The following is a 22,550-nucleotide window of genomic DNA, read 5'->3' as shown; positions in this document are numbered from 1 at the left end:
ATTGAATTGCGTGCAATTTAATAATCCGATGAGCGATCAATGGATCGCTCCCGGCGTCTTACTCGCGCGGTACCAGGTCCAGGCACACCGAGTTAATGCAATAACGCAGGCCAGTCGGCGGCGGACCGTCCGGGAACACGTGCCCCAGGTGCGCATCGCATTTAGCGCACACCACTTCGGTGCGGATCATGCCGTGGCTGACGTCACGGATCTCGACCATGGCGCTCTCGCCGATCGGTGCATAAAAGCTTGGCCAGCCGCAGCCGGAGTCGAATTTGGTTGTGGAGTCGAACAGCGGCTCGTTGCAGCAGATGCAGTGGTAAACACCATCGACCTTACTGTCATTATATTTACCGGAGAATGGCCGTTCGGTGCCTTTGAGGCGGCAAACGTTGTACTGCTCCGGATCGAGCATCGCCTGCCATTCTTCCTGGGTTTTTCCCAACTTTTCCATCATCACACCTCAGCAGTTGAAAAAGCCCGATCTGTACCTTTTACACCGATCGGGCGGCACGTATGATTGCGCCTCGTCAAACGCCAGTCTGGCAGCCAGGCCACGCGCATTCAAACAGATTTATGGGTGCTGCCTCTCAAGGCGTCAGGCTTGTGTGAATACGCAGGATTCCCAGTACGGTCGCTCATACGCCGCCTGGATCGTTCATTTTCAGGAACACATCGCCATGCAGGTCAGCAAATCGAACAAGCTCGCCAACGTCTGCTACGACATTCGCGGCCCAGTGCTCAAGCACGCCAAACGCCTGGAAGAGGAAGGCCATCGCATCCTCAAGCTGAACATCGGCAACCCGGCGCCTTTTGGTTTCGAAGCGCCGGATGAAATCCTCCAGGACGTCATCCGCAACCTGCCGACGGCTCAAGGCTACAGCGATTCCAAAGGTCTGTTCAGCGCCCGCAAGGCCGTCATGCAGTACTACCAGCAAAAGCAGGTGGAAGGCGTCGGTATTGAAGACATCTATTTGGGTAACGGCGTTTCCGAGCTGATCGTGATGTCGATGCAGGCCCTGCTCAACAACGGCGACGAAGTGCTGGTGCCGGCCCCGGACTACCCGCTGTGGACCGCCGCAGTGAGCCTGTCGGGCGGCAACCCGGTGCATTATCTGTGCGACGAGCAGGCCAACTGGTGGCCGGACCTGGCCGATATCAAGGCCAAGATCACCCCGAACACCAAAGCACTGGTGATCATCAACCCGAACAACCCGACGGGCGCGGTGTATTCGAAAGAAGTCCTGCTGGGCATGCTGGAACTGGCCCGCCAGCACAACCTGGTGGTTTTTTCCGACGAGATCTACGACAAGATTCTATACGACGATGCCGTGCACATTTGCACGGCGTCCCTGGCGCCAGATCTGCTGTGTCTGACCTTCAACGGTCTGTCCAAGTCTTATCGCGTCGCCGGCTTCCGTTCCGGCTGGATCGCCATTTCCGGCCCGAAACACCACGCCCAGAGCTACATTGAAGGCATCGACATGCTGGCGAACATGCGCCTGTGTGCCAACGTACCGAGCCAGCATGCGATCCAGACCGCGCTCGGTGGCTATCAGAGCATCAACGATCTGGTGCTGCCGCAGGGTCGCCTTCTGGAACAGCGCAACCGTACCTGGGAACTGCTCAACGACATTCCCGGCGTGAGCTGCGTCAAGCCAATGGGCGCGCTATATGCGTTCCCACGGATCGACCCGAAAGTCTGCCCGATCCATAACGACGAGAAATTCGTGCTCGACCTGCTGCTGTCGGAGAAGCTGCTGGTGGTTCAAGGCACCGCCTTCAACTGGCCATGGCCGGACCACTTCCGTGTGGTGACCCTGCCGCGCGTGGACGACCTGGACATGGCCATCGGACGTATCGGCAACTTCCTCAAGTCTTATCGCCAATAACCTGCCTGTCACCGTGCGACGCTTGCGCCAGTCGCACGGTGATTGATTCAGCAACATTTCTTTGCGCCCTGCCGAACATCGCTACTTCAATCGCTGACTGATAACGCGTTGCGTGCTCGCGTCTAACAACGGCGGGGCCTATGGCGCTAATTGGCTGACAAACGCTTCCCGCATCGACGTCGGAAATGTCCTTCATGCAGCTAGGCTGGTGCCGTAGGACACAGTTTGAAATAGTCACCCGGTTGAATAGCCTGGGTCAGCACCTTATATACCCCGCAGTACGCTACATCTTTAGCATGAGGAGATTTCTACAACCATGATGCGCATCCTGCTGTTTTTGGCCACTAACCTGGCGGTCGTGCTGATTGCCAGCATCACCCTGAGCCTTTTTGGCTTCAACGGGTTCATGGCGGCCAACGGGGTTGATCTCAACCTCAATCAGCTGCTGATTTTCTGTGCGATCTTTGGTTTCGCCGGTTCGCTGTTCTCGCTGTTCATCTCCAAGTGGATGGCGAAGATGAGCACCAGCACCCAAATCATTAGCCAGCCGCGCACACGTCACGAGCAATGGCTGCTGCAAACTGTCGAGCAATTGTCCCGGGAAGCCGGGATCAAGATGCCCGAAGTCGGTATTTTCCCGGCCTACGAGGCGAATGCCTTTGCCACTGGCTGGAACAAGAACGACGCGTTGGTCGCGGTCAGCCAAGGGCTGCTCGAGCGTTTCTCGCCAGATGAAGTGAAGGCCGTTCTGGCCCACGAAATCGGTCACGTAGCCAATGGCGACATGGTCACCCTGGCATTGGTCCAGGGCGTGGTGAACACCTTCGTGATGTTCTTCGCACGGATCATCGGCAACTTTGTCGACAAGGTGATCTTCAAGAACGAAGGAGGCCAGGGCATCGCCTACTACGTGGCGACCATCTTCGCCGAACTGGTTCTGGGCATTCTGGCCAGCTCCATCGTGATGTGGTTCTCGCGTAAACGTGAATTCCGTGCAGACGAAGCCGGTGCACGTCTGGCCGGCACCGCCGCAATGATCGGCGCCCTGCAACGCCTGCGTGCGGAACAGGGGCTGCCGGTGCACATGCCGGATACCCTGACGGCTTTCGGCATCAACGGTGGCATCAAACAGGGGTTCGCACGCATGTTCATGAGCCACCCGCCGCTGGAAGAGCGTATCGACGCGTTGCGTCGTCGGGGCTGATAGCTCTGCTGTGATACAAAAAGGGGCGATCATCTGATCGCCCCTTTTTTGTGCCGTTGTCTGTTCCATCAACTCATCAAGCGATAAACCCGCTCTTCAAGCCGCGTAACTCCGCTCTCGATAAACTTCCAGCTCTCGCCCAGAACATCCTGATCCTCCAGAATCTTCAACTTCCACGACACACCGAACAACTGCTGAACTTCGTCATCCAGCACGGCAAATGGCGGACCGTCCTTTTGCAGTTGGTCGTAATCCAGGGTAATCAGCAGTCCCAACGAATCCTTCGGAAGAATCCGCTTCAGATGCTCGGCGTATTGCTCCCGCATCTTCGGTGGCAAGGCGATCAACGCAGCCCGGTCGTACAGCGCACTGCAATCGGCGACATCGCCGGCCGTCAACGCGAAGAAATCGCCACACCAGATCTCGATCGAGCCCGCCCGATAGACCGTGAAGGGGCCTTGATCGCTGACGTGCGGATCAAATTGATGCTCGTGAAAAAAATCTTCCACCGCTTTTTCCGACAATTCGACGCCCAGCACCTCATGACCGCATTTCGCCAGCCACAGCAGATCCAGGCTTTTCCCACATAGCGGCACCAGTACGCGCGCGCCCTCTTCCAGGCCCAACTGCGGCCAGTACCGTTGCAGATATGGATTTACTTCCGGCAGGTGAAAGCCGATCTGATTCGACGTCCACCGCTTGTGCCAAAACTCCGGCTGCATAATTAATCCCGAAAATTCGATCAAAAGACCCTAAAACTTATATTAGATTTAGATCAATGATCTGACTGAAGATGGTGCCATCTTACCCCTCAGGAGCTCATTCATGTTCCCCAGCCTGTACATATCCCATGGCTCGCCCATGTTGGCACTGGAACCGGGCGCCAGCGGGCCCGCCCTGGCTCGCCTGGCCGCAGAATTGCCGAAACCCAAAGCCATCGTAATTGTTTCTGCGCATTGGGAAAGCAATGAGTTGCTGGTCAGCGGTAATCCCAAACCTGAAACCTGGCATGACTTCGGCGGCTTTCCACAGGCTTTGTTCGACGTGCAATACCCGGCGCCCGGTCACCCGCAACTGGCGACAGAGGTGGTCGAGTTGCTGAAGGCTAACGGTCTTGCTGCCGCCATCGACGTCAAGCGGCCGTTCGACCACGGGGTTTGGGTGCCACTGTCATTGATGTACCCACAAGCCGATATCCCCGTGGTGCAGGTTTCGCTACCCACCCGCGGCGGCCCGGCCTTGCAAACCCGCGTCGGTCATGCCCTGGCCAGTCTGCGCGAACACGGCGTGCTGTTGATCGGCTCCGGGAGTATCACCCACAACCTGCGCGAACTGGACTGGCACGCGGGCACAGAAAGCGTCGAACCCTGGGCTCAGGCATTTCGTGACTGGATGATCGAGAAGCTCGCAGCCAACGACGAAATCGCGTTGCTCGATTACCGTCAGCAAGCACCGAATGCCGTGCGCAACCATCCGAGTGATGAACATCTGTTGCCTTTGTATTTTGCCCGCGGCACCGGAGGGCATTTCAGCGTGACCCACAAAGGATTCACTATGGGGGCCCTGGGCATGGACATTTACCGTTTCGGATAATGTCGCGGTACGAGCGATCAACCTGTGACGGCCAGGCTCAAACCACATCAACCCCGACATGAATCGCATCGTGCCGCCAAAACTCCAGATCACAATCGATCAACCGCTCATGTTGATCGTAATTGACCCGCGCGATGCGCAACCCCGGACTCCCCACTGACACCCGCAAAGCTGCCGCCGCATCCACCGACAACGCTGTCGGCACAATCTCGAAACGCACCCGCCCGTAGTGCAAATCGTAATGCCTCGCGTACAACTCGGTAATCGACTGATTCAAATCGAAACCCAGAATCCCCGGAAAAAACTGCGGATTCAAATAGTGCTCCACGTACAACACCAGCCGTTCATCAATGCGCCGCGCCCGGCAAATCTGAATCACGCTGGACAACGCCGGTAACTGCAACCAGGCACAGATCGCCGCCGACGCCGGTTGCAACCGAGCGGAAATCACCTCGGTGGACGGCACCCGCCCCTGCGCACTGACCATCGCGTGAAAGTGACTGCGCTGCATCAGGTTGTAGGCCAGGCGCGGTGGCGACACGAACCAGCCACGGCGCTCCTCCCGATAAATCTGCCCCTGAGCTTCCAGTTGCAACAATGCTTCACGCACGGTGATCCGCGTGGTCCCGAACAACTCACTGAGCTTGCGCTCGGCCGGTAGTTTGCTCCCGGGTGCCAACAGGCCATGGTGGAGCTGTTCCTGCAGAACCTGCCCGATGGCTGTCACCGCTTTGGTTGTCTCGATGCGCATCAACGTTACCTATCTGGACTAGACCAGCACTGTTTCAGGGCAGAACCGCGATTCAAATCGGTTCCTTCCACTCCCGACAAGCGTAGGCACCGCACATGACTGATCGATGACAAAGTTGCCGAAGGGTTGCTCCAGACGCCTGCAATTTTACGGCCAAGTCCTTTTATATCAGCCTATTAGCCATGGTCTACGCTTACTCCGAAACCTGAGCATTGCCGCTCAAAAAATAGAGGCCGACCAGTCGTCGACATCAAAATGTCATCAGGGCCGCCTACATTGGCTCAGGTATTGCTGACCTAGACCAACACAACCGCAATCGCAGCGTTGAAAACGCCCAAAGGAGCTTCGGATGAAACAGCTTTTCCTGGCCTCACTGTTAGGCTCGACCATTGCCATGTGTACCGCCGCGATGGCGGCTGATAGCGATTTGAAAACCCTGGAAGCCGCGGCAAAAGCGGAAGGTGAGGTCAACAGTGTCGGCATGCCCGACAACTGGGCCAACTGGAAAGGCACCTGGGATGACCTGGCCAAGAACTACGGCCTGAAACACATCGACACCGACATGAGCTCGGCCCAGGAAATCGCCAAGTTCGCCGCTGAAAAAGACAATGCCACTGCCGACATCGGTGATGTCGGTGCAGCGTTCGGTCCGATCGCGGTGAAGCAAGGCGTTGTACAACCTTACAAGCCAAGCACCTGGGATCAGATCCCGAGCTGGGCAAAGGATAAGGACGGCAACTGGGCGCTTGCCTACACCGGCACCATCGCGTTCATCGTCAATAACAAGTTACTGCACGGCTCCAACGCTCCGACCAAATGGGCAGACCTCAAGGACGGCAAATACAAAGTCTCCATTGGTGATGTGAGCACCGCAGCCCAAGCCGCCAACGGGGTTCTGGCTGCCGCGCTTGCCAATGGTGGCAATGAGAAAAACATCCAGCCAGCGCTGGATCTGTTTTCCGAGATCGCCAAGCAAGGCCGCCTGTCGATGGCCAACCCGACAATTGCCACCATGGAAAAGGGTGAAATCGAAGTCGGCGTGGTCTGGGACTTCAACGGTCTGAGCTACAAGGCCAAAATGGTCAACCCGGAAGACTACACCGTGCTGATTCCATCCGATGGCTCGGTGATCTCCGGTTACACCACCATCATCAACAAATACGCCAAGCACCCGAATGCCGCAAAACTGGCCCGCGAATACATCTTCAGCGACGCCGGCCAGACCAATCTGGCTCGCGGCAATGCCCGCCCGATCCGCGCCGAGCATCTGACACTGCCGCCCGAGGTTCAGGCCCAACTGCTACCTAACGAGCAGTACAAAGGCGTGACCCCGATCAAGGATGCAGATGCGTGGGAGAAAACCTCCAAAGCCCTTCCTCAGAAGTGGCAGGAAGAAGTCATCGTCAATATGAAGCAGTAATGCGGTAGATCCCATTTGGAGATCTGATGGAGATCCAATGAGGGAGTGAGCTTGCTCGCGCCCTCATTGGGTTGGTTACGTTCTTGAATCATCTGTTTGCGGAGTCATCGCCCTATGAAGCACAACGTCATCCTTGTCGTGCTCGACGGTCTCAATTACGAGGTCGCCCGTCACGCCATGGGGCACCTGCAGGCTTATGTCGGCGCAGGACGCGCGGCGCTCTACAAACTGGAGTGCGAACTGCCGGCGCTGTCCCGACCGCTTTACGAGTGCATCCTGACCGGCGTCACGCCGATTGACAGTGGCATCGTCCACAACAACGTCTCGCGCCTGTCCAACCAGCGCAGCATCTATCACTACGCCAGCGATGCCGGCCTTGTAACCGCCGCCGCGGCCTATCACTGGATCAGTGAGCTGTATAACCGTTCGCCGTTTGTGGCCACACGGGATCGTCACACCGACGCCCCTGACCTGCCCATCCAGCACGGTCATTTCTACTGGAACGATCACTACCCGGATTCGCACCTGTTCGTCGACGCCGAAAACCTGCGCCTGCGTCATGTGCCGAACTTTTTACTGGTCCACCCCATGAACATCGATGACGCCGGGCACAAGCACGGTCTCGACACCCCGCAATACCGCAACAGCGCCCGCTCGGCCGACATTATTCTGGCCGACTATCTGCACACCTGGCTCGACGCCGGGTATCAGGTGCTGGTGACCGCCGACCATGGCATGAACAACGACCGCTCCCACAACGGCTTGCTGCCGGAAGAACGCGAAGTGCCGCTGTTTGTCCTCGGCGATGCCTTCAGCTTCAATGCCAACGCCGCACCGAAACAGACTGAAATCTGCGGCACCGTCTGCGAACTGCTGGGTGTGGCCCACGACAAACCTGTGTGCCGGGAGCTGCTCAAGTGAACACCATGACGCGCGGCAAATGGCTGGCAGCCTTGTGCCTGGTGCCTTTCGCACTGTTCTTTATCGTGTTCCAGATCGCGCCGCTGTCCTGGGTGATGATCAACAGCCTGCAATCGGAAGAGTTCGGCTGGGGCATCGCCAACTTCACCAAGATCTTCAATTCGAAGTTCTATCTGCAGGCGATCCAGTTCAGCCTCGAGATCAGTTTCTGGTCCAGCGTGTTCGGGATCATCATCGCGGTGCTCGGCGCCTACTCCCTGCGCCGGGTCGACTCGAAACTGCGCAACTTCGTCAACGCCTTCGCCAACATGACCAGCAACTTTGCCGGCGTGCCTTTGGCCTTCGCGTTCATCATTCTGCTGGGCTTCAACGGCAGCTTCACCATCATGCTCAAGCAGGCCGGGATCATTCAGGACTTCAACCTGTATTCAAAAACCGGGCTGATCATTCTCTACACCTACTTCCAGATCCCGCTCGGCGTGTTGCTGCTCTACCCGGCCTTTGATGCCCTGCGCGAAGACTGGCGTGAATCCGCCGCGCTGCTCGGCGCCAATGGCTGGCAGTTCTGGCGGCACATCGGTTTGCCAGTGCTGACCCCGGCGCTGCTCGGTACGTTTGTGATCCTGCTGGCCAACGCCCTGGGCGCGTACGCCACGGTGTATGCCCTGACCACCGGCAACTTCAACGTGTTGCCAATCCGCATCGCGGCGATGGTTTCCGGGGACATTTCCCTGGACCCTAACCTGGCCAGTGCCCTGGCCGTGGTGCTGGTGGCGTTGATGACCCTGGTGACCATCGTGCATCAGTTGCTGTTGAAGAGGAGCTACCATGTCTCGCGCTGAACTGGCCCCCGTCGGCATCTACCACCGGGTGGTGGTGTATTTACTCTTTACGATACTGTTGCTGCCGTTGCTCGGGACGCTGATCTACTCGATCGCCAGCAGTTGGTCGGCGACCATTCTGCCCAGCGGCTTCACCTTTAAATGGTACGTGGCGCTGTGGAGCGACCCGCGGTTTCTCCATTCGTTCGGTCAATCGCTGCTGGTCTGCGTCGGCGCGCTGATTCTGTCGGTGGTGCTGATTCTGCCATTGCTGTTTGTGGTGCATTACCACTTCCCGAAACTCGATGCACTGATGAACATCCTGATCCTGCTGCCCTTCGCGGTGCCGCCGGTGGTGTCATCGGTGGGTCTGTTGCAACTCTACGGTTCCGGGCCGTTCGCAATGGTCGGGACGCCGTGGATTCTGATCGGTTGCTACTTCACCGTGGCGCTACCGTTCATGTACCGGGCAATCACCAACAACCTGCAAGCGATCAACCTGCGAGACCTGATGGACTCCGCCCAACTGCTCGGTGCCAGTACCTGGCAAGCGGCGTTCCTGGTTGTGCTGCCAAACTTGCGCAAAGGTTTGATGGTGGCGTTGCTGCTGTCGTTCTCGTTCCTGTTCGGTGAGTTCGTGTTCGCCAACATCCTCGTCGGCACCCGCTACGAAACCCTGCAGGTCTACCTCAACAACATGCGCAACAGCAGCGGCCACTTCACCAGTGCGCTGGTGATTTCCTACTTCTTTTTTGTGCTGGTTCTGACCTGGGTTGCCAATATTTTGAACAAGGACAAAAGCCAATGAGCTTCGTCAGCGTCCAACATCTGCAGAAAAGCTACGCGGGCACCACAGTGTTCAGCGACATCAACTGTGAAATCCAGAAGGGTGAGTTCGTCACCCTCCTCGGCCCGTCCGGTTGCGGCAAGTCCACCCTGCTGCGCTGCATCGCCGGGCTGACCTCGGTGGATGGCGGAAAAATCCTGCTCGATGGCGCTGACCTTGTGCCGTTAAGCCCGCAGAAACGCGGGATCGGCATGGTGTTCCAGAGCTACGCGCTGTTCCCGAACATGACCGTCGAGCAAAATGTCGCTTTCGGTTTACGCATGCAGAAGGTCAATGCCGACGACAGGCATAAGCGTGTTGTCGAAGTGCTTAAACTGGTGGAACTCAACGATTTCGCCGCGCGTTATCCGCATCAACTGTCCGGCGGACAATGCCAGCGAGTCGCCCTCGCCCGCTCATTGGTGACCCGACCACGGCTGTTGTTACTGGATGAGCCGCTGTCGGCCCTCGATGCGCGGATTCGCAAGCACTTGCGCGAACAGATCCGTCAGATCCAACGTGAACTCGGTTTGACCACGATCTTCGTCACTCACGATCAGGAAGAAGCCCTGACGATGTCCGACCGGATTTTCTTGATGAATCAGGGAAAGATCGTACAGAGCGGCGACGCCCAGACCCTGTACACCGCACCTGTCGATTTTTTTGCCGCCGGTTTCATCGGCAACTACAACCTGCTGGACGCCGACAGCGCCACAAAACTGCTGCAGCGACCGGTTACCCACCGCATCGCGATTCGCCCGGAAGCCATCGAACTGAGCCTGACCGGCGAACTCGACGCGCAAATCCGCAGCCACAGCCTGTTGGGCAACGTGATTCGCTACCGGGTCGAAGCCAGGGGCGTGGAATTGGTGGTGGATGTGCTGAACCGCTCGGCGGCCGATTTGCATCCCGATGGTCAGCGTCTGGCGCTTTCCATCGATCCGACGGCCCTCTGTGAGGTAGCCTGATGCCTTTGCTGATGTTGAAGAGAGAACCGCACTGATGGCCCTGGCAATTTTTGATCTGGATGAAACCCTGATCCACGGCGACTGCGCCACCCTGTGGAGCGCGCAAATGGGCCGCCTGGGTTGGGTCGATCCCGAGTCGTTCATGCGTCAGAACAATGAGCTGATGGACGCCTACAGCCACGGCAAACTAAGGATGGAGGAGTACATGGCCTTTAGCCTGGAGCCGATGATCGGGCGCACGCCGGAAGAGGTCGACCATTTGGTAGGGCCTTGGGTGGAAGACTTCATCGAACCGATCATTTTCAGTGACGCCACCAAAGCCATTGCGGCCCACCGCAAGGCCGGTGATCGAATTTTGGTGATCTCGGCATCGGGTACGCATCTGGTGAGGCCGATTGCCGATCGTTTGGGCATTGACGAAATTCTCGGTATCGAGCTGGAAGTTGCTCATGGGGTGTATAGCGGCAACACCGTTGGCACGCTGACCTACCGCGAAGGCAAGATCATTCGTTTGCTGGAGTGGATGGATGCGCAAGAGGAAAATCTGGAAGGCGCGAGTTTCTACTCGGACTCACGCAATGATTTGCCGTTGCTGCTGAAAGTAGATTTCCCACACGTGGTAAACCCGGATCCGGTGCTGCTTGAGCACGCTGAAAAGGCGGGCTGGCCGATCCATCTCTGGAAGTAACCCAACCCCCTGTGGGAGCGAGCAGGCTCGCTCCCACAGCGATTACACCAGGCTTTCGTCGATTACCAACACCAACTTTCCCGACACCTTATTAGTCGCCAATTCGGCAAACGCCGCGTCGGCGTCCTTGACCGCAAAGGTCTTGGCCAACTGCGGGCTTAAACGCCCTTCAGCAAACAACGGCCAGACATGCTGGCTCAAATCGCTGAACAGATCCGCCTTGAACTGTTCGTCGCGACTGCGCAAGGTTGAACCCAGCAGTTGCACGCGTTTGCCCAGTACCTGCGCCAGATCCAGCTGCGCCTCACGACCGCCCATCAGGCCGATCAGCACCCAACGGCCATCGAGCGCCATCAGTTTCAGATTCAGCGCAGCGTAGTTGCCGCCAACCGGGTCGAGAATTACATCGAACGGCCCCAGGTCGCTCAAGCTGTCCAGATCCCCATTGCGCACGACCCCACCTTGCGCCCCCAGCGCTTGGCAGTAAGCCAAACGCTCGGCGGAACCGACGCTGACCCAGCACGGATTACCAAACGCCTTGCACAACTGAATGGCAGCTGAACCGATTCCACTTGCTCCGGCGTGCAGCAGAACTTTTTCACCAGGCTTGAGCGCAGCCAGTTGAAACAAATTCAACCAAACGGTCGCGTACACTTCTGGCAGCGCTGCGGCCTCCGCCAGCGACAAACCTTCGGGAACCGGCAACACATGCCGTCCGTCGACAACCACCTCCTCGGCCATCCCGCCCCCGGCCAGCAAAGCGCAAACCCGATCGCCGACCTGCCAGGACGAGCCAGGCCCCACCTCGCTGATTACCCCCGAACACTCAAGACCGAGTACCTGGCTGGCTCCCCGCGGTGGCGGATAAAGACCCGCCTTCTGTAACAAATCGGCACGATTGAGACCCGCAGCCGCCACTCGAATCCGAACTTGTCCTACATCGCATGTAGGACTGGGCTCTTCAACCCACGCCACTTGACCTTCAACGCCTTGCAATGCTTTCACAGTGCCTCCATAGTGAGTCTGGACTGAGCCCGTAGCTGTAGCGCCGGGCTTTCTTGCATTATGCGACCGGCCCTCGTGGAACCGGCGACTTCAAAGACGGCCTAATATGCGTGATCAATTGTCCCCGCGTCGAATCAGCATGAAGCATTTTTTCCCCAGCACCGCCCTAGCCCTATTCATTGGTATCGGTCTGTTGCCGATGTCGACCAATTCATTTGCAGCCAATAGCTGGGACAAGCTTCAGCCTGATCGTGACGAAGTGATCGCCAGCCTGAACGTCGTCGAGTTGCTAAAGCGCCATCACTACAGCAAGCCGCCGCTCGATGACGCGCGTTCCGTGATCATCTATGACAGCTACCTCAAGCTGCTGGACCCGTCGCGCAGCTACTTCATGGCCAGCGACATTGCCGAATTCGACAAGTGGAAAACCCAGTTTGACGACTTCCTCAAAAGTGGCGATCTGAACGCCGGGTTCACCATCTACAAGCGCTACCTGGACCGCGTCAAAGCGCGTCTGGACTTCGCCCTTGCCGAGTTGAACAAAGGCGTCGACAAAATCGACTTCACTACCAAGGAAACCTTGCTGATCGATCGCAAGGACTCCCCTTGGCTCAAGTCCACCGCAGAACTCGACGACCTGTGGCGCAAACGCGTCAAGGACGAAGTGCTGCGGCAGAAGATCGCTGGCAAGGACTCCAAGCAGATTCAGGAAACCCTGACCAAGCGCTACAAGAACCAATTGGCGCGCCTGAACCAGACTCGTCCGGAAGATATCTTCCAGGCGTACATCAATACCTTCGCCATGTCCTACGACCCGCACACCAACTATCTGTCTCCGGATAACGCGGAAAACTTCGACATCAACATGAGCCTGTCCCTCGAAGGCATTGGCGCCGTGTTACAGAGCGACAACGACCAGGTGAAAGTCGTGCGTCTGGTGCCTGCTGGCCCGGCCGACAAGACCAAACAAGTCGCACCGGCCGACAAGATCATCGGCGTTGCCCAGGGCAACAAAGAAATGGTCGACGTGGTTGGCTGGCGCCTGGACGAAGTCGTCAAGTTGATCCGCGGGCCGAAAGGCACCGTGGTGCGCCTTGAAGTGATCCCGGCCAGCAATGCGCCGAACGACCAGACCAGCAAGATCGTCCAGATCACCCGCGAAGCAGTCAAGCTTGAAGACCAGGCGGTGAAGAAGTCGATCCTCAACCTGAAACAGGATGGCAAGGACTACAAGCTCGGCGTCATCGAGATCCCGGCCTTCTACCTGGACTTCAAGGCTTTCCGTGCTGGCGATCCGGATTACAAAAGCACCACTCGCGACGTCAAGAAACTGCTGACCGAGTTGCAGAAAGACAAGGTCGACGGTGTGGTCATCGATCTGCGCAACAATGGCGGCGGCTCCCTGCAGGAAGCCACCGAGCTGACCAGTCTGTTCATCGACAAAGGTCCGACCGTTCTCGTGCGTAATGCCGATGGCCGGGTCGATGTGCTGGAAGATGAAAACTCGGGTGCGTTCTACAAAGGGCCGATGGCGTTGCTGGTCAACCGCTTGTCTGCCTCGGCTTCGGAGATTTTTGCTGGCGCCCTGCAGGACTATCACCGCGCGCTGATCATTGGCGGCCAGACCTTCGGTAAAGGCACCGTGCAGACCATTCAGCCGCTAAACCATGGCGAACTGAAACTGACCCTGGCCAAGTTCTATCGGGTTTCCGGCCAGAGCACCCAGCATCAGGGCGTACTGCCGGACATTGATTACCCGTCGATCATCGACACCAAGGAAATCGGCGAAAGCGCACTGCCTGAAGCCATGCCGTGGGACACCATCCGCGCGGCCATCAAGCCGGCGGTCGACCCGTTCAAACCGTACATTGCGCAGCTCAAATCCGAGCATGACGTACGTTCGGCCAAAGACGCGGAGTTCGTGTTCATCCGTGACAAACTGGCCCTCGCGCAGAAACTGATGGCGGAAAAAACCGTCAGCCTCAATGAAGCTGATCGTCGTGCGCAACACGCCGATATCGAAGCCAAGCAACTTGCCATGGAAAACATCCGTCGCAAGGCCAAGGGTGAAGAGCCGCTCAAAGAGTTGAAGAAAGAAGACGAAGACGCAATCGCGGCCGAGCCAGACAAGACCAAACCAGAAGACGATGCTTACCTGAGCGAGACCGGGCGAATTCTGTTGGACTACCTGAAACTCAATAGCGCGGTAGCCAAGCACTAAGTTGTCACAAGCAAGATGATGGCAATTTAATGCCGACGCTCTCCGGAGCGTCATCATACAGTCATCATTCTGTCGTGAAATAAAGGACTGCAAGCCCTCCCTCTATATCCAAGAGAGTGCTTCCAGTCCTTTTTTTATCGCCAGAGAAAGCCATGACCACCACAGAACAGCTGAGCGCCTTGAGTTCCATACTGGCTCAAAGCGGTTTGCACAGCTTGTTCCAGCCGATCATTTCCCTCTCTGAGCGACGCATTGTCGGTTACGAAGCCCTCAGTCGCGGGCCCTCCAATAGTCCGCTGCACGCTCCCCTCGCACTGTTCGCCGTGGCCCGTCAGGTCGGCCGCCTGAGCGAGCTGGAAATCGCTTGCCGTCAAAGTGCCTGCCGACGTTTTAATGAGCAGCAACTGCCCGGCAAACTGTTCCTCAACGTTTCCCCTGAATCCCTGCTCGAAGCCGCCCACCAACACGGTCGCACCCTGCAACTGCTGCAGGATTTCGGTATACCGCCGAGCCAGGTGGTGATCGAGCTGACTGAACAAACCCCGACCGACGATTTCGAGCTGCTGCAAACCGCGCTGCATCACTACCGGGCGATGGGTTTTTCCATTGCACTGGATGATCTAGGCGCGGGGTATTCAAGTTTGCGGTTGTGGTCCGAGCTGCGTCCGGATTACGTGAAGATCGATCGACACTTCATCGACGGCATTCACCAGGATGCCCTCAAGCGCGAATTTGTCGGCTCGATCCTGCAAATCGCCAAGGCCTCACGGGCACAAGTGATCGCAGAAGGTATCGAGTTACCGGAAGAACTCGCCGTGTTGACCGAGATGGGCGTCGATCTGGTCCAGGGCTATTTGCTCTGTCGGCCTCAAGAGCAACCGCCCCGGGATGCCCGGGCGATGATGCCCAAACACGACAGCTGCGCCGTGGCGCTGAACGATGAAGGCAGTGACCTCAGCGCCCTGCTCAACGACCAACCGGCAGTGAGTCGCGATACACCGACCGCCACGGTGCTGGAAGCTTTTCGCCGCCAAGCCAACCTGAACTCCCTGGCGGTACTCGACGAGCAAGGCCAGCCCTGCGGCATCGTCCACCGGCATTCGCTCTCCGACGCCTTGCTCAAGCCTTTTGCCACCGACCTGTTCGCCCGCAAGCCGATCAGCCGTCTAATGAACGACGACTTCCTTGCCGTTGAGATGAGCCAATCGTTGCAACAAGTGAGTCGCCTGATCACCAGCCGCGCGCGACAGCGCATCGAAGAAGACTTCATCATTACCCTCAACGGCGGTTACCTGGGGCTGGGCCGAGTGATCGACGTACTTAAACTGATTACCGAACTGAAGATCCAGCAAGCCCGCTACGCCAACCCGCTGACTCTTCTACCGGGCAACGTGCCGATCCAGCAATGCCTGTCGCGACTGCTGCAACAGCAACGGGAGTCGGTGATCTGCTACGTCGACATCGACAGTTTCAAACCCTTCAACGACATCTACGGCTACGGCCGTGGGGACGAAGTCCTGCTGTGCCTGGCGCAATGTCTGAATGATCGCGTCGACCCTTCCCGCGACTTTGTCGGCCATATCGGCGGCGATGACTTCCTGCTGGTACTCGGCCCGGAAGACTGGCGCAAACGCTTGAACCAGTTGCTCGACGACTTCCAAAGCCAATGCCGTCGCTTTTATCGCAGCGAACACCTGGAAGCAGGCTGCTTCATTGCTCCAAACCGTCAGGGTGTGCGCCAGGAGTTTGCATTGCTGTCACTGTCTATCGGCGTGGTGCATTTACATCCACAGGCCTGTGGACAACTCGATGCAAGCCAGTTGGCGGAGATGGCATCGCAGGCCAAGCATCACGCGAAGAATGTGCCGGGGTATAGCGTGCATGTGATCGATAGTTTGGCGGTGCCTGACGCCGAAGAAGCATTGCAGGTCGGGTAGCGGTGATTGCTGATCTTGATCGCTCCCTCGCGTGGGAACGATCATTCAACTAAGGCAGCCTTAATTCGTTATTGGAGGCTCGGATTGACGCGATGCCAGCTCTTTGAGTTTGATCTCCGCCAACGGATGCCCTGCTTTGGCGGCCATTTCCCAAAACCGCGCTGCTTCAACCGCATCCGGCGCGTTGCTCGGCGTTCCGGCGAGGCTGATCACGCCAACTTGATACGCCGCTTTGCCATCCCCCGCCAATGCCGCCAAGCGCAGCAATCGCGCTCCCTCTTCGCGAGCGCCAAGGCCGACGCCGCGAAAGGTCAGGATGTGGCCATAGAAGCTCTGAGCGCCAACATCACCCAGGTTCGCCATGCGTGCGAACTGGCCTTCGAGCCAGCTCCAGCCGCGCGGCTGACGTACAAACCACGACCAATGAAACAGCCTACGCGCCAGCCAATAACCGGCCCTCGCCTTGAGTCGTAGAAACACTTAGGCCTCTGCCGATTCGGGGTATTCGTATTCGAACACCCTCACCACTTCCGAGGCATGCCAGGACGCTGCGGCGATGCCATCGGAAGGGCCGGAGAAACGCCCTAAACGCTCGACACACTCAAAGAAACCGGTGCGCGGTAAGCGGCTCGCGCCCTGGCTGATCACCAGCGAACTGCGCAACGGCTGCTCGGCCTTGGCGTCCAGAGCGGCCAGATGTTCAAGGGCGGCGGTCAGGGTTTGCATGGCCGGTGTGGGCAGTTGCAATCGTTCGAGCAACGCCCGGTATGTCAGAAGGTGACGTTGGCGGCGTGCCTGATCCAGTTCGCCCAGCAACCCGTCCCAATGTTGACGACTGATGCGTACGCTCACGATTCCTCCCTCCATCCTGGCACCGTCAATTCCCAGGCCAGGCTGCGGCGAATCGCAGCGTCGGGTAGACGCTCGCCACTTTCGATCAAGGCCAGATAAGACGGGCTGATGCCTACCGTGCGGGCCAACGCCTCGATGGCGATGCCCTTCCCTTCGCGCAAATTGCGTAGTTGATCCAACCCCGGAAGAATCTGGTCGGGTGTTGCCGCTTGACGCTCTGGGGCGACTCGCGGCGGTTGTTCATTGATACCTGCTGCTTTTAGTAGAGCCTGATACTGAGCCCATGGCAGAACCGCATACTCGGGCTCTCCTTCGCGTGTAATTATCTGAATATCCATGACTACCCCGTAGGACAACAACACTTAGCGAGTCGGCACTTTTCCCTAGAAGTGTAATCCTAACAGCGGCCAAGGTCGCGGGGGTATCAATCTGTGGATGAGATTGAATCAGTTCAGTTTTTTTTCGGCCCCTGAAGCTGAAGTTGTTCCGGGGTATCAGGAAGGCGTTCGACCACCGCAAGCTTTTCCGGCAACTGACGCTTGCGCCAGGCGCGGAAGGCATTGAGTTCATCGTCCAGAGCTTTCATCAGCCAGGCCAGCACCGCGATGTCATCGAGCATGCCGAACACTGGAATGAAGTCCGGAATGGCATCAACCGGACTGAGGAAGTACATCAGGCCTGCCACGACCGATATCAGGGCTTTGGGGCTGATAGCCCGATACTCACCCCGCCAATAAGCCAGGCAGAGTGCCTGCAACAGGCGGAGATCATCCTTGAGTTTGCCCAGTCGATTTCCCTGGCGGGCACCTTTGCTGGCTACCGCGAAGAGCAAGGTCGGCAAACGTCCACGCGTGAGCAGACGTGCGGCCAGAGGTAGGAAACGTGCAAAATTCCAGGGCGTTTTCATCATTTCCTCCCACTGAAATGTTATCCACACAAATTGTGGATAACCTTGTGAACAGAGCTGCTTTTCACCGCTGAAAGCCCCGTTTCATAAGGGCCTAACTCAGATCGGGCGTTTTTTACTCACATAAAAAAACCCAAGATTTCATTGACTTGGCGCTCTGGCGCGGCTAGCACAGGCGTCCTCAATGGCTATGACTCCTGCCTACAGTATCCGTTCGCTTTGTTTACCTTTGCTGAACGCCAGATGCAACAACGCCCCGCATAAGCGAGGCGTTGTTTTTAGAACAGACGTTGATTACTGGGCAACGGCGTCTTGTTTTGCTGGATCTTTGATTGCAAGCAGTTCCAGGTCGAATACCAGCACCGAGTTGGCCGGAATCGCCGGGCTTGGGCTTTGGGCGCCGTAAGCCAGTTCGCTAGGGATGTACAGTTTGTACTTCTCGCCAACGTGCATCAGTTGCAGGCCTTCGACCCAACCCGGAATCACACCGCTGACCGGCAGATCGATCGGGCTGCCACGCTCGACGGAACTGTCGAAAACGGTGCCGTTGGTCAAGGTGCCGGTGTAGTGAACGGTCACTACGTCAGTCGGCTTAGGCTGTGCGCCATCGGCTTTCTTGACTACTTCATACTGCAGACCCGAAGCAGTGGTGGTTACACCGGCTTTCTTGGCGTTGTCTTCGAGGAATTTTTTGCCGGCAGTTGCCGACTCTTCGCTCATTTTGGCCATACGCTCTTCGGCACGCTTTTGCAGTGCTGCGAAGGCTTCGACCAGTTCGTCATCCTTCAGCTTCTGCTCTTTTTTGCCGACGGCATCTTCGATGCCTTGGGCTACGGCTTTGGAGTCCAGATCATCCATGCCTTCCTGAGCCAGGCTCTTGCCCATGTTCAGGCCAATCCCGTAGGAAGCTTTTTGCGCCGGGGTTTTCAGCTCTACGCTGGTCTGCGAATCACAACCCGCAAGTACCAGGCTAACCAGGGCCACCGCCGCCGCCAACCGATGCTGTTTCATACTATTTCCTTGTTCATGCGCCTATAAGGGCAATCGAATAAAGCCGCGAGCTTATCAGGCGGCCACGACCAATGGCTACCGGCATGAGAGCAGGGAACTACTGATAAGTTCAGGTGTTTTAACGCATTTCGGGAATGGGCTGATGAAGCTTCTGTCATCTTGCGCTCACAGAGACCGATAGCAGAACCCTGGCATATGGCGTAATGGCCACTTGCCACACCTCGGATGCTGAGGCATAAGGGAGCTTCAAATCGACAAGGATGTTTATCTTGCACCTTTTCTTCCGCTTGCTGGCTCTGTTCGCAGTCCTGCTGGGGCTAGGCCTCGCCGTGGTTCTTTACTACGTCGCCAACCCGAAACTGCCGGTCTGGTCACCCGTGCAGCAAGTACATTACCTGGCGCAATGGAGCGCCAGCGACCGCGAGATTTACTACTTCACGCCCCAGGGTACTCAGGTCAAAGGCTTGCGCTACGACTGGTTCAAGGCCCTCGAATTACCGTTCTCGCAACAGCGGTTCGCCGCTCCCGAATACCTCGCCCGCTTCGGTTTTCTGATCGACCCCAGCCAGAGAGCCTCGCCGACCAATCCTGGCAATCTGCCAGTAGGTTTTGCCCGACATCAGAACCCTGGAAGCCAGGACGAGTTTCTGGACATTACCTGCGCCGCCTGCCACACCGGCGAACTGCGCTTTAACGGCCAGGCCGTGCGCATCGATGGGGGTTCGGCGCAACACGTTCTGCCATCCAGCGTTCCGACGTTGCGCGGCGGCAGTTTCGGACAAGCACTGGTAGCGAGCCTAACGTCGACTTACTACAACCCGTGGAAATTCGAACGTTTCGCACGCACGGTGTTGGGCCAGGACTACGATGCCCGGCATCAACAACTGCGCAAAGATTTCAAAGTCTCTCTCGACACCTTCTTGAAGGTGGCCTGGAGCGACACCCATCGCGGGCTCTACCCGACCGAAGAAGGCCCCGGCCGCACCGACGCTTTCGGGCGCATTGCCAACGCCAGTTTCGGCGATGCGATTTCGGCCGCCAACTACCGCGTGGCCAACGCTCCGGTCGACTATCCGCAACTGTGGGACATGTGGACCTTCGACTGGGTGCAGTGGAACGGTTCGGCGCAGCAGCCGATGGCCCGCAACATCGGTGAGGCCCTGGGTGTGGGCGCCACGCTGAACTTCTTCGACGCCAACGGCCAACCGCTTAAAGGTGACGCCCGTTATCCATCCAGTGTCCGCTTGCGCGATCTGCACCTGATCGAACAAACCCTGCAACGGCTCAAACCACCGACCTGGCCGGAAGAACTGCTGGGCGCCATCGACAAAACCCGGGCCGCAAAAGGCCGTGCGTTATTTACCGAGAACTGCGCCGGCTGCCATGTCCCTCGATCGGTCCAGAGCGACGGGCGCTGGGTGCAACAGTTGAAAATGCTGCCCGTGGAGTTCATCGGCACAGACCCGGGCGCGGCCAATAACATCGCCGACCATCGCTTCGACCTCACCGCCTTGAAATGGGACCCGGCAGAGCTGGCGCAACTGGATGTTCAGTTGCAGCCGACGCCCACTGAATCGCTGGATCTGAGCAAGCTCTCATCAGCCAAAGGGTTAGCCTACATCACCGCTTTCGTCGGAAACCGTGCCTTCCTTGAAGCCAACATTCCTGCGGCAGAACGACCGGACATGAATGGCTTCGGCCTGCCGATTGGGGTGCGCGAATTGCGCGCCTACAAGGCACGACCATTGGCGGGAGTCTGGGCGACCGCACCGTTTCTGCATAACGGTTCAGTGCCGAGCATTTATCAGTTGCTCTCGCCCCAGGATGAACGCGCAAGCACCTTCTACAAAGGCACTTTCGACTACGACCCGAGGCACCTCGGCTATCGCACCGAGGCCTTCACCAATGGCTTCATGTTCGACACGCGCATCACCGGCAATCACAACAGTGGTCACGAATTCCGGGCAGGCAAGCGTGGCAGCGGCGTCATCGGTCGCTTGCTCCAACCAGAAGAGCGCTGGGCGCTGCTGGAATATCTGAAAGTGTTGGGCGGCCCGCTGGAGGCGCAATTACCATGAGCAGACTCTGGATGCGCTTGGGTGCCTTTCTCGGCAAAACCCTGCTGTGGTTGCTAAGCCTTGGATTGCTCGGCTGGGCGCTGGCCACCGCGTGGTTCGCCTGGCAGCAAAGCGGCCCGGTTTCGGCGGAAGAACTGATTCCGGATGGCGAATCAGCGATGACCCAAGACATCATCCAGACGGCCGTGCGCATCGTCGATCAGCACCGAGAAAGCACCCGCTACCTGCGCGACGCCCATGCCAAGGCCCATGGCTGCGTGAAGGCCGAGGTTCAGGTGCTGCCGGATCTGGCGGGCGAGCTGCGTCAGGGTGTGTTCAGCGAACCCGGAAAAACCTGGCAAGCGACGATGCGGCTGTCCAACGGCAACGCCTACCCGCAGTTCGACAGCATCCGCGATGCACGAGGCATGGCAATCAAGTTGCTCGATGTGCCCGGTAAACAACTGCTGCATGACCAACAGAATCGTGGTGAACAGGACTTCGTGATGTTCAACCATCCGAATTTCTTCGTCAGCAATGTCGCCGAGTACCGCCAGAACGTAGCCGCTCAGGCTGACGGCAAGAAGCTGATGGCGTTCTTCCCGGGTTGGGACCCACGGACCTGGCAGGTTCGCCATTTGTTTATCGCGCTGGCAACATTGTCACCCGCCCCGCAAAGCCCGACCCAGACGACTTACTTTTCGGTTTCTCCCTACAAATTTGGTGAAGCCAATGCCAAGTTCCGTGTCATGCCCGATCTGACAAGCTGCCCGACCTACAGCTTGCCCGCGCAAAACCAGAAGCTGCCGAACTTCCTGCGCAATGCGCTGAACCAGCAACTGTCAACCGACCGGATGCCGGCCTGCTTTGTCCTGCAGGTACAGCGCCAGGACCCGGCCCGGCACATGCCCATCGAAGACACGAGCATTGAGTGGCAGCAAAGTGATGCTCCATTCGAGACCCTGGCGCGGATCAAAGTACCCGCTCAAGACTTCGATACGCCTGCGCTGAACGCGCAATGCGATAATCATTCGTTCAACCCGTGGTTTGGCCTTGAAGCTCATCGCCCCATTGGCGGCATCAACAGGTTGCGCAAAGCCGTGTATGAAGCCGTGAGCGACTACCGACACCGCCGCAACGCGGAGCAATAAGAAGGCAGAACGAAAAAAAGCGACCCAAAGGTCGCTTTCTCGATGGAGCTTCGGCAGAAGCCAAACCCCAGACAGCAAAAAACCCGCATTAAGCGGGCTTTCTGTGGAGACTTGGCGTTCAGCATGCCAAGTGACCGAATATGGCGCAGCGGACGGGACTCGAACCCGCGACCCCCGGCGTGACAGGCCGGTATTCTAACCGACTGAACTACCGCTGCGCGTAACATTGAAAGTAATGGTGGGTGATGACGGGATCGAACCGCCGACATTCTGCTTGTAAGGCAGACGCTCTCCCAGCTGAGCTAATCACCCTTTACCTTCGTTG

Annotated in this window: 22 protein-coding genes and 2 tRNA genes; 13 read left to right on the top strand and 11 right to left on the bottom strand. The window is 57.8% G+C overall.

The genetic code is table 11. The features are described from left to right. Window positions 1-58: 58 nt before the first annotated feature. Window positions 59-454 carry a peptide-methionine (R)-S-oxide reductase MsrB gene (gene msrB / locus ACXPVS_RS21755; RefSeq protein WP_458511764.1) on the bottom strand — a complete coding sequence of 132 codons (396 nt, stop codon included), beginning with the start codon at window positions 452-454 and terminating at the stop codon, window positions 59-61. Between the two features lie 226 nt (window positions 455-680). Here msrB and ACXPVS_RS21750 point away from each other — a divergent pair, with 226 nt between their 5' ends. Both ACXPVS_RS21750 and htpX read left to right on the top strand, forming a co-directional pair. Continuing rightward, window positions 681-1,892, top strand: a complete 1,212-nt coding sequence (locus tag ACXPVS_RS21750) for a pyridoxal phosphate-dependent aminotransferase (protein WP_008030363.1) — start codon at window positions 681-683, stop codon at window positions 1,890-1,892. A 316-nt stretch (window positions 1,893-2,208) separates the two neighbouring features. Next, window positions 2,209-3,096, top strand: a complete 888-nt coding sequence (htpX, locus tag ACXPVS_RS21745) for a protease HtpX (RefSeq protein ID WP_458511763.1) — start codon at window positions 2,209-2,211, stop codon at window positions 3,094-3,096. A 68-nt stretch (window positions 3,097-3,164) separates the two neighbouring features. Here the strand turns inward: htpX and ACXPVS_RS21740 are convergent, their stop codons facing one another. Further along, window positions 3,165-3,818, bottom strand: coding sequence for a thiopurine S-methyltransferase (locus ACXPVS_RS21740; protein ID WP_458511762.1), 654 nt, complete (start codon window positions 3,816-3,818; stop codon window positions 3,165-3,167). Window positions 3,819-3,921: 103 nt separating this feature from the next. On the opposite strand from ACXPVS_RS21740, the gene ACXPVS_RS21735 reads away from it, so the two are divergent. Beyond that, window positions 3,922-4,689, top strand: coding sequence for a DODA-type extradiol aromatic ring-opening family dioxygenase (locus ACXPVS_RS21735; protein WP_458511761.1), 768 nt, complete (start codon window positions 3,922-3,924; stop codon window positions 4,687-4,689). Between the two features lie 37 nt (window positions 4,690-4,726). On the opposite strand, the gene ACXPVS_RS21730 is transcribed toward ACXPVS_RS21735, so the two are convergent. Further along, on the bottom strand, window positions 4,727-5,440 hold the full coding sequence (locus ACXPVS_RS21730; protein WP_458511760.1) for a UTRA domain-containing protein: 714 nt from the start codon (window positions 5,438-5,440) through the stop codon (window positions 4,727-4,729). Between the two features lie 349 nt (window positions 5,441-5,789). Here ACXPVS_RS21730 and ACXPVS_RS21725 point away from each other — a divergent pair, with 349 nt between their 5' ends. From ACXPVS_RS21725 to ACXPVS_RS21700, 6 genes are all read left to right on the top strand, one after another. Continuing rightward, window positions 5,790-6,860 (top strand): ABC transporter substrate-binding protein, encoded by a 1,071-nt coding sequence (locus tag ACXPVS_RS21725; protein ID WP_458511759.1) that lies wholly within the window; start codon window positions 5,790-5,792, stop codon window positions 6,858-6,860. A gap of 114 nt (window positions 6,861-6,974) precedes the next feature. Next, window positions 6,975-7,781, top strand: a complete 807-nt coding sequence (locus ACXPVS_RS21720; RefSeq protein ID WP_458511758.1) for an alkaline phosphatase family protein — start codon at window positions 6,975-6,977, stop codon at window positions 7,779-7,781. A 5-nt stretch (window positions 7,782-7,786) separates the two neighbouring features. Beyond that, window positions 7,787-8,623, top strand: a complete 837-nt coding sequence (locus tag ACXPVS_RS21715; protein WP_197281761.1) for an ABC transporter permease — start codon at window positions 7,787-7,789, stop codon at window positions 8,621-8,623. Further along, window positions 8,610-9,410, top strand: a complete 801-nt coding sequence (locus ACXPVS_RS21710; protein ID WP_458511757.1) for an ABC transporter permease — start codon at window positions 8,610-8,612, stop codon at window positions 9,408-9,410. Before ACXPVS_RS21715 ends, ACXPVS_RS21710 begins: the two co-directional genes overlap by 14 nt. Further along, window positions 9,407-10,396 carry an ABC transporter ATP-binding protein gene (locus ACXPVS_RS21705; RefSeq protein ID WP_458511756.1) on the top strand — a complete coding sequence of 330 codons (990 nt, stop codon included), beginning with the start codon at window positions 9,407-9,409 and terminating at the stop codon, window positions 10,394-10,396. The genes ACXPVS_RS21710 and ACXPVS_RS21705 overlap by 4 nt, the downstream gene beginning before the upstream one ends. Window positions 10,397-10,430: 34 nt before the next feature. Further along, window positions 10,431-11,084, top strand: coding sequence for an HAD family hydrolase (locus ACXPVS_RS21700; RefSeq protein ID WP_458511755.1), 654 nt, complete (start codon window positions 10,431-10,433; stop codon window positions 11,082-11,084). Window positions 11,085-11,126: 42 nt separating this feature from the next. Here ACXPVS_RS21700 and ACXPVS_RS21695 read toward each other — a convergent pair whose 3' ends face one another. Beyond that, window positions 11,127-12,089 carry a zinc-binding dehydrogenase gene (locus ACXPVS_RS21695; protein ID WP_458511754.1) on the bottom strand — a complete coding sequence of 321 codons (963 nt, stop codon included), beginning with the start codon at window positions 12,087-12,089 and terminating at the stop codon, window positions 11,127-11,129. A 139-nt stretch (window positions 12,090-12,228) separates the two neighbouring features. Here ACXPVS_RS21695 and ACXPVS_RS21690 point away from each other — a divergent pair, with 139 nt between their 5' ends. Together ACXPVS_RS21690 and ACXPVS_RS21685 are read left to right on the top strand one after the other, a co-directional pair. Beyond that, window positions 12,229-14,310 carry a carboxy terminal-processing peptidase gene (locus tag ACXPVS_RS21690; protein ID WP_458511753.1) on the top strand — a complete coding sequence of 694 codons (2,082 nt, stop codon included), beginning with the start codon at window positions 12,229-12,231 and terminating at the stop codon, window positions 14,308-14,310. Between the two features lie 152 nt (window positions 14,311-14,462). Continuing rightward, window positions 14,463-16,247: a bifunctional diguanylate cyclase/phosphodiesterase gene (locus ACXPVS_RS21685; RefSeq protein WP_458511752.1), complete on the top strand. Its 1,785-nt coding sequence runs from the start codon at window positions 14,463-14,465 to the stop codon at window positions 16,245-16,247. Between the two features lie 60 nt (window positions 16,248-16,307). Here the strand turns inward: ACXPVS_RS21685 and ACXPVS_RS21680 are convergent, their stop codons facing one another. The 5 genes from ACXPVS_RS21680 to ACXPVS_RS21660 form a co-directional block, all read right to left on the bottom strand. Beyond that, window positions 16,308-16,727 (bottom strand): sel1 repeat family protein, encoded by a 420-nt coding sequence (locus ACXPVS_RS21680; protein ID WP_458511751.1) that lies wholly within the window; start codon window positions 16,725-16,727, stop codon window positions 16,308-16,310. Further along, the gene (locus ACXPVS_RS21675) at window positions 16,728-17,099 is read right to left on the bottom strand and encodes a hypothetical protein (RefSeq protein WP_059401930.1); all 372 of its coding nucleotides are present in this window, start codon (window positions 17,097-17,099) and stop codon (window positions 16,728-16,730) included. After that, window positions 17,096-17,437, bottom strand: a complete 342-nt coding sequence (locus ACXPVS_RS21670) for a helix-turn-helix domain-containing protein (RefSeq protein ID WP_458511750.1) — start codon at window positions 17,435-17,437, stop codon at window positions 17,096-17,098. Before ACXPVS_RS21670 ends, ACXPVS_RS21675 begins: the two co-directional genes overlap by 4 nt. Window positions 17,438-17,550: 113 nt before the next feature. Beyond that, window positions 17,551-18,006: a YkvA family protein gene (locus ACXPVS_RS21665; protein WP_458511749.1), complete on the bottom strand. Its 456-nt coding sequence runs from the start codon at window positions 18,004-18,006 to the stop codon at window positions 17,551-17,553. Window positions 18,007-18,300: 294 nt separating this feature from the next. Next, window positions 18,301-19,017 carry an FKBP-type peptidyl-prolyl cis-trans isomerase gene (locus tag ACXPVS_RS21660; protein WP_458511748.1) on the bottom strand — a complete coding sequence of 239 codons (717 nt, stop codon included), beginning with the start codon at window positions 19,015-19,017 and terminating at the stop codon, window positions 18,301-18,303. Between the two features lie 269 nt (window positions 19,018-19,286). Here ACXPVS_RS21660 and ACXPVS_RS21655 point away from each other — a divergent pair, with 269 nt between their 5' ends. Both ACXPVS_RS21655 and ACXPVS_RS21650 read left to right on the top strand, forming a co-directional pair. Further along, window positions 19,287-21,095 carry a di-heme-cytochrome C peroxidase gene (locus tag ACXPVS_RS21655; protein WP_458511747.1) on the top strand — a complete coding sequence of 603 codons (1,809 nt, stop codon included), beginning with the start codon at window positions 19,287-19,289 and terminating at the stop codon, window positions 21,093-21,095. After that, window positions 21,092-22,225 carry a catalase family protein gene (locus tag ACXPVS_RS21650; RefSeq protein ID WP_458511746.1) on the top strand — a complete coding sequence of 378 codons (1,134 nt, stop codon included), beginning with the start codon at window positions 21,092-21,094 and terminating at the stop codon, window positions 22,223-22,225. The genes ACXPVS_RS21655 and ACXPVS_RS21650 overlap by 4 nt, the downstream gene beginning before the upstream one ends. 141 nt (window positions 22,226-22,366) lie before the next feature. Here ACXPVS_RS21650 and ACXPVS_RS21645 read toward each other — a convergent pair. After that, a tRNA-Asp gene (locus ACXPVS_RS21645) sits at window positions 22,367-22,443 on the bottom strand. Window positions 22,444-22,461: 18 nt separating this feature from the next. Next, a tRNA-Val gene (locus tag ACXPVS_RS21640) sits at window positions 22,462-22,537 on the bottom strand. Window positions 22,538-22,550 lie beyond the last annotated feature (13 nt).

Source organism: Pseudomonas sp. Ma2-10 (assembly GCF_054330215.1).
Note: the sequence above shows the minus strand (reverse complement) of the source record. Positions and strands in the feature narration are given on the sequence as shown.